At 50.5% G+C, this 12894-nt stretch carries 11 protein-coding genes and 1 other annotated feature; of the genes, 7 read left to right on the top strand and 4 right to left on the bottom strand.

The genetic code is table 11. The features are described from left to right. Positions 1-3 precede the first annotated feature (3 nt). Positions 4-534 carry a type 1 glutamine amidotransferase domain-containing protein gene (locus ACE5KN_RS22115; RefSeq protein ID WP_375524223.1) on the bottom strand — a complete coding sequence of 177 codons (531 nt, stop codon included), beginning with the start codon at positions 532-534 and terminating at the stop codon, positions 4-6. Between the two features lie 77 nt (positions 535-611). Between ACE5KN_RS22115 and ACE5KN_RS22120 the strand changes: the two genes are divergently transcribed. From ACE5KN_RS22120 to ACE5KN_RS22140, 5 genes are all read left to right on the top strand, one after another. Then, a complete protein-coding gene (locus ACE5KN_RS22120) occupies positions 612-947 on the top strand; it encodes a hypothetical protein (RefSeq protein ID WP_375524119.1) in 336 nt (111 codons plus the stop codon). Further along, positions 944-1360, top strand: a complete 417-nt coding sequence (locus tag ACE5KN_RS22125; RefSeq protein ID WP_375524120.1) for a hypothetical protein — start codon at positions 944-946, stop codon at positions 1358-1360. Before ACE5KN_RS22120 ends, ACE5KN_RS22125 begins: the two co-directional genes overlap by 4 nt. 208 nt (positions 1361-1568) lie before the next feature. Then, on the top strand, positions 1569-1916 hold the full coding sequence (gene ytxJ, locus ACE5KN_RS22130) for a bacillithiol system redox-active protein YtxJ (protein WP_375524121.1): 348 nt from the start codon (positions 1569-1571) through the stop codon (positions 1914-1916). A gap of 99 nt (positions 1917-2015) precedes the next feature. Continuing rightward, positions 2016-3023 (top strand): catabolite control protein A, encoded by a 1008-nt coding sequence (ccpA, locus tag ACE5KN_RS22135; protein WP_355319510.1) that lies wholly within the window; start codon positions 2016-2018, stop codon positions 3021-3023. A gap of 96 nt (positions 3024-3119) precedes the next feature. Further along, the gene (locus ACE5KN_RS22140) at positions 3120-3821 is read left to right on the top strand and encodes a 5'-methylthioadenosine/adenosylhomocysteine nucleosidase (RefSeq protein WP_375524122.1); all 702 of its coding nucleotides are present in this window, start codon (positions 3120-3122) and stop codon (positions 3819-3821) included. 1 nt (position 3822) lies between these two features. Here ACE5KN_RS22140 and ACE5KN_RS22145 read toward each other — a convergent pair whose 3' ends face one another. Further along, on the bottom strand, positions 3823-4455 hold the full coding sequence (locus tag ACE5KN_RS22145) for a GNAT family N-acetyltransferase (RefSeq protein ID WP_375524123.1): 633 nt from the start codon (positions 4453-4455) through the stop codon (positions 3823-3825). Between the two features lie 217 nt (positions 4456-4672). Between ACE5KN_RS22145 and acsA the strand changes: the two genes are divergently transcribed. Continuing rightward, positions 4673-6388, top strand: coding sequence for an acetate--CoA ligase (gene acsA / locus ACE5KN_RS22150; protein WP_375524124.1), 1716 nt, complete (start codon positions 4673-4675; stop codon positions 6386-6388). Positions 6389-6778: 390 nt separating this feature from the next. On the opposite strand, the gene ACE5KN_RS22155 is transcribed toward acsA, so the two are convergent. Then, positions 6779-9820 carry a transglycosylase domain-containing protein gene (locus ACE5KN_RS22155; RefSeq protein ID WP_375524125.1) on the bottom strand — a complete coding sequence of 1014 codons (3042 nt, stop codon included), beginning with the start codon at positions 9818-9820 and terminating at the stop codon, positions 6779-6781. 326 nt (positions 9821-10146) lie between these two features. Further along, positions 10147-10404, top strand: a binding site (T-box leader). 53 nt (positions 10405-10457) lie between these two features. Between ACE5KN_RS22155 and tyrS the strand changes: the two genes are divergently transcribed. Continuing rightward, a complete protein-coding gene (tyrS, locus tag ACE5KN_RS22160; protein ID WP_375524126.1) occupies positions 10458-11711 on the top strand; it encodes a tyrosine--tRNA ligase in 1254 nt (417 codons plus the stop codon). Positions 11712-11888: 177 nt separating this feature from the next. Here the strand turns inward: tyrS and rpsD are convergent, their stop codons facing one another. Beyond that, entirely contained in the window at positions 11889-12488 is a 600-nt protein-coding gene (gene rpsD / locus ACE5KN_RS22165; protein WP_375524127.1) for a 30S ribosomal protein S4, read from the bottom strand. Positions 12489-12894 lie beyond the last annotated feature (406 nt).

Below are 12894 nucleotides of genomic sequence, written 5' to 3' on the forward strand. Positions count from 1 at the left end.
ATTTCAATTTGGCAATTCCGCCAGGAGGTCACAGAAAGCTCGGCCGTACGGCGGGAGATCGGGTGGGCGGCGGGCGGAGACGATATGACCGTCCCGGACCACGGCTTCATCCTTCCATAGGGCGCCAGCATTCTCCATATCATCCCGTATGCCGGGGGTGGAAGTTACGGTTACTCCGTCCAGAATTTTGGCGGAAATAAGCACCCAGCCCGCGTGACAGATTTGGCCGATCGCTTTCCGGTCCCTGTGCATTTCCTGTACGAGCTGTATCACCTTGGGATACCTGCGCAGCTTGTCCGGCGCCCAGCCTCCCGGGACGAGAATGCCGTCATAGTCTTTGCTGTCCAGTTCTTCAAAAGCATAATCCGCCTTTGCGGGCACCCCGTACTTGCCGGTATAGGTTTTGCCTTTCTCAGCACCTGCGAGATGAACCTCGGCGCCTTCTTCACGAACCCGGTACACCGGGTACCAAAGCTCAAGATCCTCGAATTCCTCATCGACCAGGGCGATCACTTTCTTGCCTGCAAGCCTCATTTTACACACTTCCTCTCCGAAGTTTGTTCCTGAAATGCCAATCCACTTCATTTTAAGAAAAATGTCAGCACAAGTCCATGTTTCAGGCTGGCACAGTTCTTTTAGATGATAGAATTTATAAGTTTTCAGCGGAGCTGAACAATTCCATCATCGCAAGAAAAACTTCCGCTAAATGCGGTCTGTCTTCTGTGAATTACGTCGATAAACGTTTTTCTTATGGCCGAGTTGATTCGACAGAAAAAGACATGGTTATTTCGAGCTCCTATGGTAATTTGTTCAATTCTTTGTATAGAGAAGGAATCAAGGCTGGAAAGGTCGAATTGAAATTAGAGATATACAGATACATAAAACTGCAAATGATGCTTAATGGGGTGTTAAAATGCGCAAGCTTTGTGAATGCGGCGCAAGCATGAACCTGGAACTTAGGACTTTGGTTTACGGACGAAAGATGGAGATCAGGCATGTGCCGGTGCTGACCTGCCTTTCCTGCACTGAAAGTGAAGTACCGATGCAGGTGGCGGATGATATCAAGAAGCTCATCAAGAAATCAGACAAGGAAGCTGAAATAAAGCAAATTTCATTCGCGGAAATCCACGAATGGGCGGATGTCATTCGGCAGGTGCTCATGAACACGGAAGACCAGGAGCTTGAGGAGTGGGAGCAGCCGCTGGAGGAGGCCAGACAGGAACGCATTAATTTACTGCTCGATTTATACCGTTATGCCAGTGATTCAGGGGATACCCGCTGGATGAATGAAGTGGAGAGCAGGCTTAAGCAGCTGTCTATGGCCGCTCCCGACCTGCTGTTGTCAAACATAAAAAGATGAATAAATGAAAATTTTCATGGACATCATTGGATTTTACATAAGCTTTTTGTTAAGATTAGAGAAGGCATTAGCTTTCAGCAGAGCTGAAGCTTCCTTTAGTTGCAAGAAAACTTCCGCTAAATACGGTCTGTCTTCTGTGAAAGTGCGTCGCTAGATGTTTTTCTTTCCATAGTCTTAAGACTCTTTCATGCGAAAGGATGTATGTCCAATGGCAACCATGTATAAGTTGAGCACGATCGAACAGCTGGACAGTGCGTTGACAGCTTCGGCCGCAAAGCCGCTGCTGCTGTTTAAACACAGCACGCGCTGTCCAATCAGTGCAAGAGCGCATCAGGAGATGGAAGCCTACCTGCAGGGGACACCTGCGTCCAATGTTGAATACGGTATCATTTACGTAGTGGAGGACCGTCCTGTCTCCAACGAGACTGCGGCAAGGTTGGGCGTGAAGCATGAGTCGCCACAGGTTATTCTGGTCAGGGACGGAAAGGCTGTATGGGATACCTCTCATGGCAGCATCACCAGCGTCCGTTTGCAGGAGACATTAAGCGGGATCTGACCGCACTTTGATTGCATAAAGCGGTTTTTTGTCGTATCATGTTTTTAATTGGAAGCTGGGTCATGTAATGAAAATTTATCGGCAATGGAGAGAAGGAATGTGACGGTAACCATCTATGATGTTGCTCGCGAAGCCGGCGTCTCAATGGCGACGGTATCCCGCGTAGTCAACAATAACCCGAACGTAAAACCGCAAACCCGCAAGAAAGTTTATGAGGCCATTGAGCGGCTGGGATATCGGCCGAATGCGGTTGCACGCGGACTGGCAAGCAAGAAAACCACGACGGTCGGCGTCGTGATTCCCGATATATCCAATTCCATTTTTGCTGAAATTGCAAGGGGAATTGAAGATATCGCCAACATGTATCACTATAACATCATTTTGTGTAACGCCGACAAGCGCAAGGAGAAAGAGATCCGTGTCATTAACACTCTGCTGGAGAAGCAGGTGGATGGACTTCTCTTTATGGGCGGCACTGTAACGGATGAGCATATTCAGGCTTTCCAGACGGCGGCCGTACCTATCGTATTGTGTGCGACAAGCGATGAGAAAGGAATGTATCCGTCCGTTGACATTGACCACGAGAGCGCGGCATTTGACGCGGTAAGCACGCTGGTACGCCACGGACACCGCCAGATTGCCATGATCAGCGGTACGCTGCAGGATCCAGCTAATGGTTATGCCCGCTTCCAAGGGTATAAGAAAGCTCTTGAAGCGGCAGGTATCGAATATCAGGAAGACCTTGTACGCATCGGCAACTACCGCTATGAGTCCGGGGTCGAGGCCATGAAATATTTCCTCGGTCTGAAGAAGAAGCCGACCGCGATCTTCGCAGCAACGGATGAAATGGCCATCGGCGCGATTCACAGCATTCAGGACGAGGGCCTGAAGGTTCCGGATGATTTCTCCATCATCAGTGTAGACAATATCCGCATGGCATCCATGGTTCGTCCTCAGCTGACGACGGTTGCCCAGCCGATGTATGATCTGGGAGCTGTCGCTATGCGTCTTTTGACCAAGCTGATGAAGAAGGAAAATGTCGAAAATCCGCGGGTCATTCTGCCGCATGAAACGATTCTGCGCCTGTCCGTCAGTCATTTGGATTAAACAATGGCATACAACGTTGAAAAAGCTCCGTAAGGGGCTTTTTTCAATCATTTTATTTTTGAAAATTGGATTTTACAGGCAGGAAGGGATGAACGAATGAGTCAGGTCATTGGTCTTATAGGTGCAATGGACGAGGAAATCGAACTGCTGCTGTCAGGCATGCAGACAGCCATCAAGACCGTCAAGGCGGGAATCACATATACGGAGGGCACCCTCCACGGTCACCGTGTAGTTGTATGCAAATCGGGTGTAGGCAAAGTGAACGCTGCGGTTACGACACAGATTCTGATCGATGGCTTTGGCGTGAACAGTGTTATTTTTACGGGTGTAGCCGGTGCCGTGAATCCTGAATTGAACATTGGCGACATCGTGATCTCTTCAACCTGTATGCAGCATGATATGGATGTGACGCCGCTCGGTTTTGCGCGAGGAATCATTCCTTATCAGGACACCTCTGAGTTTGCGGCCGACCGCCGGCTGATTCAATTGGCGGAGCAGGCCTGCCAGGCCAGGGGAGACCATTATCTGACAGGCAGGGTGCTTTCCGGTGACCAGTTCGTGGCGGATAGGGATACCGTCACGGCCCTGTATACAGAAATGGATGGAGCCTGCACGGAGATGGAAGGAGCAGCGGTGGCGCAAGCCTGTCACATGAACGGTGTGCCATTTGTCGTGCTCCGTTCCATGTCCGATAAAGCGGATGGCTCCGCACATGCGAATTTTGCGGAATTTACGGTTGAGGCTTCCCGTCGCTCACATCAAATTGTAGAACATATGCTTCAGCATTTTGACAAATGATTTAATACATGAAACGGTTGCGGAACCGGACACGGTCAAACTTCTCTGCCGAGCTGAGAGGCACCCGGCTTCCGACCCTCACCATCAGGCAGTTGGCCGGATGGGCGCAAATTTCGGGATCATCGGTAGCAAACCAGACCATATCCACTGTTTTCATCAGCTTCTCCATCATTTTGCGGTAGTCCCAGACGGTCATTTGCGTGTTTTTTAAGTCCCAGTGCCAATAGTATTCTGTCGTAAATACGATATAATCATCCAGTTGGCCGTCTTCAAACGCCGTCCTTAGCATCTGCTTGCCCAGCCCGGCATAACGGTAATCATCCGCTACCTCAATGGCTCCAAGCTCAAGCAAATTTTTCATTCCACCTTCCGACCAACGTTCACATTCATCCGGATAGTGAAAGGTGACATAACCGACTATGACATTTCCGTCTCTTGCGATGATCACACGCCCTTCAGGCAGTGAGGCGATATCCATGAGAGCGTTGTGCTGCTCTCGCGGAGTGCGGAACGCATCCAACTGTTTGTGCATCAGCAGATCCCGCAGATAGGATTCGAGTACCGGTCCTTCAACGGTTAAATTCCCATGACGGGCAGCCATCTCATGAACCCTGTACATCTTTGTATGCTCCATAGCAGGCTCCTTTCCCAACCATACTGGCGCTCCTACGTATCAACCTACTTATATCAAAAAAACAATGGCTTGAAAAGGATGACCGTCACAGTCCGCCTGTGATATACTGTCGATGACATAAAAAATTCATATTTTTGGTTGAGCATCTGGATTCTTCTTTGAGCAAGTTCTGACTATGATTAGTACTCACATTTGTACCAAGAGGAGGCTGAAGGACATGAAGGGCGAGCAACTGGAAAGTGTCGTTTACGCATCAAACATGGGTTCATATGAACAAGCCTGCAAGCGTTTTCAGTGGAAGGATGTTGAGAATCACTTTACATGGTCCCGAACAGGGAAGGTAAACATGGCTCACGAAGCAATAGACCGGCATGTCTATGAAGGCCGTGGTCATAAAACCGCGCTGCTCTATTGCGATGGACAGCGTGAGGAATCCTACACTTTTATGCAGCTTTGCATGGAGTCCAACAGGTTCGGCAATGTGCTGCGCAAGTACCATATTGCCAAAGGGGAACGGGTATTTGTTTTCATGCCGCGTTCACCTGAGCTGATTATTGCTCTCTTGGGGATTTTGAAGGTTGGGGCCGTGGTAGGGCCGCTATTTGAAGCATTTATGGAAACAGCTGTCAAAGACCGGCTTGAAGACAGCGGGGCAGTCGCTATTGTGACTACTCCGGAGCTGCTCGGCCGCATCCCCAGAGATGAGCTGCCGGAGCTCAAGCATGTCTTCGTGGTAGGGGACTGCTCACAATTGGCAGGCGAGGTCATCGACTTCAAAGCCGAGATGGATCAGGCTTCCTATGAATTTGAGCCTGAGTGGCTGGACCGTGAAGACGGAATGATCATTCACTATACATCCGGTTCAACCGGGAAACCCAAAGGCGTGTATCATGTACAAAATGCCATGATCCAGCATTACTACACAGGCAGGGTGGTGCTTGATCTCCGTGAGGGCGATATCTTTTGGTGTACGGCAGACCCCGGTTGGGTAACGGGGACCTCTTACGGAATATTTGCCCCCTGGCTTAACGGAGCCACGAATGTGATCCGTGGCGGTCGCTTCAGTCCGGAAAACTGGTACAGAACGATAGAGCGTTATCAGGTAACCGTCTGGTACAGCGCTCCTACCGCATTTCGCATGCTGATGGGGGCCAACGAAGAAATACTCGATAAATACGATTTAAGCAGCCTGCGGCATGTGCTGTCGGTCGGTGAACCTCTCAATCCAGAAGTGGTGCGCTGGGGCTGGAAGGCTTACGGGCAGCGTATTCATGACACATGGTGGATGACGGAGACCGGAGGGCAGCTGATCTGCAATTATCCCGAGATGGCCATTAAGCCAGGCTCCATGGGCAAACCGCTGCCTGGCATCGAAGCTGCTATCCTAGATGATGAAGGCAAGGTGCTTCCGCCGAATCGGATGGGGAATTTGGCGATCCGGACGGGCTGGCCGTCCATGATGCGAAAGATCTGGAACAACCCGGCGAAGTATGATGAATACTTCCGCTTCAGCGGCTGGTACGTATCCGGCGACTCCGCTTATATGGATGAAGACGGGTACTTCTGGTTTCAGGGACGGATTGATGATGTCATCAATTCTTCCGGGGAACGAATCGGACCATTCGAAGTAGAGAGCAAGCTGGTTGAACATCCGGCGGTTGCCGAGGCAGGAGTTATCGGCAAGCCTGACCCGATGCGCGGTGAAATTATCAAGGCGTTTATCGCTTTGCGTGAAGGATATGAGCCTTCCGAAGAGCTGAAGGAGGAGATCTACCGTTTTGTCAGGGGAGGTCTGTCGGCTCATGCCGCTCCGCGGGAAATTGAATTCAAAGACAAACTTCCGAAAACGCGTTCTGGTAAAATCATGCGCCGTGTGCTGAAGGCCTGGGAGCTTGAGCTGCCAACTGGAGATCTGTCGACTATTGAGGATTGATGACATTGGCTGAGCTGCTGCTTTCGCAAGTTGTGGGATGTTGTGAGACGCTCCGAGAACGAAGCATTCCTGCAATCGCTGTTGACCCCAAATTTCTATGAATTATTCTGCATAGGGAAGAAATTTGGGGTCAAAGGCGAACGCTGCGCTTTTCCGGAATTGCTTCGTCCTCTCCGCTGCTTCGTGCATACCCAAACTTAAAATAGCAATCAGAAATCACCAATCTCCTGTTGATTTCTGATATGGTGAAAAGGTCAAGAACAGGATCGAATTTCCCCCTGTTCTTGAACTTTTGTCCTTCATGCCACAAAGTGAATGTACGACTGGCTAAAGTAAAGAGAAAGAGCGAGTATTGGTGGAAATGCAACCACCGATACTCGCTCTTTTAAATTAGTTTTGCTGATAAACGGGGGATGAAGGAGGGGATTCGCCCAGTGTGTTCACTGCGGTAATGCGGAACCATCCCTTCGCCTTCTTTTTCCCGCCCTTGTTGTAATCAAATTGCGTAAAACGGGCGGAGCCGACTAAATTAAAAGGCTCTTTTCCGTTCTCACTGTAATACACGTTATAACCGATAATACCTTGCTCCGGTCCATTGGCTGGCCATTGAAGCCTGATGCCGCCTCCGGCCGCTTCCGCCACAGGCTGCCCTGGAGCGGAAGGAGGGGCGCTCGGTTGTTCACCTTCACCGTTAGCAGGATCCTCCAGAACCGGATCAGGATCTGGATTAGGTACGGCGGTGGTGCTGGTGCTAGGCGCCGATTCACGCCCTGCCACATCGACTGCCGTGACATAGAACTCCCCTGGTGAATCCGTGAACACCCTGGAGCCGTCAGCCATAACGATTTTTCCGGTTGGACTGAAGCCGTCACCGGAAGAGCGGTACAGCCGGTAGCCCACGACATCGTCATCCCCGCTAGGCGAGAAGGTGATAACCGCCTTTCCGCCTTCAATACTTGCCTGAACATTCGCAGGAGGTTCAGGGTCTCTTCCGTTATCCTTTCTTGGGTCTACCCGGGTTGGAAGCTCGTCATCCGCGTCGGCCGGGAGATAATAGGAAAGGGAGTTATGCTCTTTCATCTTGGAAAATGCATTCTGCAGCTCCTTGATCAGCTCGGAAATCGGTTTATCACGTTTGATGACGGTCTGCTGGCTCAGGAATTCATCAGGCGTGCCGTCACGTGGAATATAGTTGACTCCGTTATACGTAATATATTTCGCTCTTGCGACCCCATCGTCGCTTTGGGTTGGAACATACTTGGCATTGAAAATATCCGTCACGAACTTGTTGGTTAAGGAAGTAGGCAGCTTGCCGCTGTACGCCGACACGGTACGGGTCACGATGCCGTCCGGCTTCTCGAATTCATGATCTTTAAAGAGCTGCGGGTCCGAATCGACAACCTCATTCATAATGGTTGCCCACAGACGCCGTGCCCGCTCCTTCTGCGCACTTGTTTCGAGCTTGTGGATCTGCTGCTTATAGCCCACCCAAACGCCGAGCGTGACGTCCGGTGTAAACCCTTCAAACCACACGTCAGTATAGGACTGAGTCGTTCCCGTTTTGCCCACGATCGGAATATCCTTGTGCTTGAAATTGCGGTTCACGAGCGCCCCTGTGCCATCTCTTACGACAGTTTTCAGCATATCTGTCATCAGGTAGGCGGTTTGCGGCGAGAATGCCTTTACGGGCTCGGCTTTATGCTGATAGACGATATTTCCTTTGGAATCGACAATTTTGCTGATCATATAGGCATCATTGAACACACCGCCATTGGCGATAGCGCCGTAGGCATTCGTTAATTCCTCTACGGTCACACCATATTTCAGTCCTCCGAGAACTCCGGTCGTGGCCTGGTAATCGCTATCTTCAATGGTCGTAATGCCGAGCTTCTTGACGAATGCCCAGGCCTTATCAATGCCTACTTTATCGTTGAATATCTTTAGCGCAACCGTATTAATTGATTTATTAAGCGCATAACGCGCCGTTACAAGTCCTTCGTAGCGGTTATTGGAGTTTTTTGGAATATGGTATCCGTTCACTCCGTCTTTAAGAATAATAGGCGCATCATCCAATACGCTGCCAGGTTGAACCAACCCTGCCTCCAGTGCCGGCAAATAAGCGGCGATCGGCTTCATGGCCGAACCGGGCTGACGTACCATCTGTGTGGCGTAGTTCATCTGCTCTTCATTAAAATCGCGGCCTTCAATCATGCCTAGAATAGCGCCTGTCTTATGATTGATCAGCATGGCGGCCGTCTGTTCCATGCCTTTCGTTTGGCTGGTCGGCGAGAAATTGTTGGCATTTTCGGCGATGCTTCGCATCGTGTTATATACGGTTTTATCAATGGTCGTATAAACTCTGTACCCGCCGGTGCGCAGCTGCTGCAGCGCTTCTTCCTGATTGATCTGGTTAGCCGCATTTTTCCCCGTTTCCGCTCCTGACTGCTGCTCTGTGCCCTTTTGGAGAGACATCAGGATTTGGGTAGCCTGCCGCTCTGTTTCCATCATAAGATATGGATAAGTATTGTAGGCCTTGACTGTTCTCTTTGCCAGCGATTTCTTGATATCAAAGTCCAGGGCTTCATCGTATTGCGCCTGGGTGATCTTGCCTTCCTCCAGCATGCGGGAGAGCACCAGCTTCTGCCGGTTCATGGCCTTTTTAAAGGCCGATTCGTTAAATTCCCCTTTGCCGTTAAAGGCGGAATAAGTACTTGGCAGCTGCGGGAGCCCGGCCAGATACGCCGCCTGGGCAATGTTCAGCTTGCTCAGATCCGTAATGTTAAAAATGCCTTTGGCTGCAGCTTTAATACCGAACACGTTGTATCCGTTGGAGCCGTTGCCGTATGGAACCTTGTTCAAATAAGCGGTCATAATCTGTTCCTTGGTCATAAACCGTTCCAGGCGCAGCGCCAGCAAAATTTCTTTGACTTTGCGGTCTTCAGTGCGGTCAAGATTCAGGAACACGCGCCGCGCCAGCTGCTGAGTCAGCGTGCTGCCGCCGGTCTGGACGGATTCGTTAAGCACCTTTTGTTTGACCGCGCGCATAGTACCTGAGAAATCCACGCCTTTATGCTCATAAAAACGATTATCCTCAATGGCGACAACCGCATCGATGACGATCTGCGGGATTTGCTCATAAGTGACAGGACGTCTGTCCTCTTCGGTACGAAGCTGTCCGATCGGTGAGCCATCTTCAAAGTAGGCGAATCCGGTAATGGCGTTTTCGCCCACCTTTTGCTCGATCATCTCCCTGGAGCGTACAGGCTCATCCTTTACGATGGACGCCACGTACCCCGACACGGCTCCACCGGCGAACAATATCCCCATGCAGCCCAGCACCACGATCCATTTCAGGGTGACGCCGATTCTGCGAAAAATGGTTTTTGCACGGGAACCCTGTCGGTCAGGGGGAATTTTTTTCTCATCAACCATCAAGCTATCCTCCTTTTAACAGGCACTATTATAGCATAAAAATGCTATTTCAACCCATAAGCTTAAAGCCGGATTTCCCGCACGTTGACTTGCGCAAAAAAATTATGTTATAAATAGTTCAAAGTAGTTAAAGTGCGAGTTCAAAAAGTCAGGTTTTCAGCACCGAGAAGGTTGAATGAAGATAGGGACTGAGGAGCGGAGCGTACTAAGGGTACGTGAGCCCCGGAAGGCCCGGCTGAATTCAAGATTCGATGTCGAGTCCGCTTCCTGACTTCCTTCGTGATCAAAAGATGACTTTTTGAACTACCTCTTAAAAGTACATATGGATAAAAGCTGGGAAAGACTGAAGTAAAAGGCGGCAAGGCGTGCGCAGAGAGACGGTGGCTGGTGCGAACCGTAGACGCCCCGCCTTTGAATTACCGTCTGGAGCTGTCCGGATGAACAGGGAGGCAAAGCAAGCATTCCTGCAGTAGTCCGGTACCGGGCAGAGACCCGTTATTGGAATGAAGTGAAAGTGCATCGCTCTCCGAGGCGTGCGCTTTAATTAGGGTGGTAACGCGAGCAGGCTCCTTCTCGTCCCTTGGGATGGGAAGGAGCCTTTTTGTGCATTTTTAAAACACGGGAGGAATCAGTAAATATGAAGTGGGAAGAGCTTACCCCTGCGCAGCAGGCTGAAACGGAGCGCCAGCTCGCTATTCTGACGCGCGGAGTGGTGGAAATTGTTCCAGAGGATGAATTCAAGCAAAAAATCGCGAAATCGGTCGTGAGCGGCGAGCCATTGAAGGTCAAGCTCGGGCTTGACCCGTCGGCCCCGGATCTGCATATCGGGCATACGGTCGTGATGCACAAGCTGCGGCAGTTTCAGGAGCTTGGTCACCAGGTGCAGCTGATTATCGGCGATTTCACGGGCCGGATCGGCGACCCGACCGGCAAATCCGAGACGCGCAAGCAGCTGTCCGAAGAGGACGTGCAGCGCAATGCGGAAACGTATAAGAAGCAGCTTTTCAAAATTCTCGACCCTGAAAAGACGAATGTCTACTACAATTCGGAATGGCTCGGGCCTATGACCTTTGCCGACGTGGTGAACCTTTCCGCTAAAGTGACCGTGGCCCGCATGATGGAAAGAGACGATTTCACGAAACGCTTCCAGGGCGGCCTGCCGATCAGCATTCATGAGTTTTTCTATCCGCTCATGCAGGGCATGGACTCCGTCGCGCTGAAGAGCGATGTGGAGCTGGGCGGTACGGACCAGAAGTTCAACCTCCTCATGGGACGCACTTTGCAGAAGGAATACGGCGTAGATACCCAGGCCACCATGATGCTGCCTCTGCTGGAAGGTCTGGACGGTGTTCAGAAAATGAGCAAAAGCCTTGGCAACTACATCGGAATCGATGAGGAACCGAATGAGATGTACGGGAAGGCCATGTCTGTGCCGGATGAGCTGATGCTCAAGTACTTTGAGCTTGCGACTGATATTTCCATCGAGGAGCTTAATAAGATGGAGGAGGGGCTGAAGGACGGCAGCGTGCATCCCCGTGATGCCAAAATGCTGCTGGCCCGTACCCTTGTCCGGATGTACCATGGGGATGAAGCAGCAAAAGCAGCCCAGGAGCATTTCGTTACGGTATTTCAGCAGCGCGCGCTTCCGGAGGACATTGAGGAGTTCAATCTGGAGGCCGGCGAGCTTGAGAACGGAAGCATCCGTGTCATCAAGCTGCTGACGCTGCTTGGCTTCGCCGCTTCCAACGGTGAAGCAAGACGGAGCATCCAGCAGGGCGCCGTTAAGATCAATGAAGAAAAGTGGGCGGACCCGAATGCGGATTACACACCGCAGGATGGGGACATTGTTCAGGTCGGCAAGCGCAAGTTCGCGAAGCTCAAGCTGGTCTGAATCTGAGAGAAGTAAGAAAAACGTTTATCGGCGTACGTTCACAGAAGACAGACCGCGTTTAACAGCAGTTTTTCTTGCGATTACAGAATGGCTCAGCTCCGCTGAGAATGTATAAATTCTGCAATCTAAAAAAAAGAACCCGGAATAATTTCCGGGTTCTTCTTGCATGCTTCCAAATTAACGGTTGTAGAATTCGACGATTTGTTTCTCGTCGATGTCCTGGGACAGCTCAGCGCGCTCAGGCAGACGGATGTACTTGCCTTCCACTGCAGCATCGTTGTACTCCAGGTAAGCAGGCAGATGGGTGCGGTTTTCAAGAGCTTCTTTGACGGAAGACAAAGAGCGGCTTCTTTCACGCAGACCGATTACGTCGCCAAGGCTTACTTGGTAAGAAGCGATGTCGACTTTTTTGCCGTTTACAGTCACATGGCCATGGGATACCAGCTGGCGTGCGCCCGCACGGGAATTCGCAAATCCGAGACGGAATACCAGGTTGTCCAGACGGCTTTCCAGCAGGAACATGAAGTTCTCACCGGCAATACCTTGCATGTGCTGTGCTTTGTTAAAGAGCGTGCGGAATTGCTTCTCTCCCAAACCGTACATATGACGCAGTTTTTGCTTTTCAGCCAGCTGCATGCCGTAGTTGCTCACTTTTCTGCGTTGGTTAGGACCATGCTGTCCTGGAGGGAAAGGGCGTTTCAATTCTTTGCCGGTACCGCTCAGGGAGATGCCCAGACGGCGGCTCAATTTAAATTTAGGACCAGTGTAACGTGCCATTATAGAGTTAACTCCTTCATAAATTAAATTTTGAGTGGGGCTTCTCTTTGCGCTCCATTTTGTTCGGCGCCGGATTTCGTGCGCACTAACTGACGGGAAAGTTCAGCCGCTGTCCTGTCAGCAACAAAAAAGATGAGGGTGACACAACTGTTACGCCCAAAATTTAAGACTGCTGCCCATAGGCAGATACAGTCTTTATCAACAATATATATTATATGAAATGGATGGTCAAAGTCAATAGCGGACAAGAAAAACGTCTATCAAGACGCTTTCAAAGACACCGAACGCTGGCTGCGGGACGCGTCGTATTTTGTCGATAGGCCTTTTTGACTATAAATAGTAGGTGCAAAGTCATAGATTACAAGGTAATATAATAGAAGCCAGTTTCATTTTCATCCCAAAAAAA

Source organism: Paenibacillus terreus, from assembly GCF_042138595.1.
GTDB lineage: Bacteria > Bacillota > Bacilli > Paenibacillales > Paenibacillaceae > Paenibacillus > Paenibacillus terreus.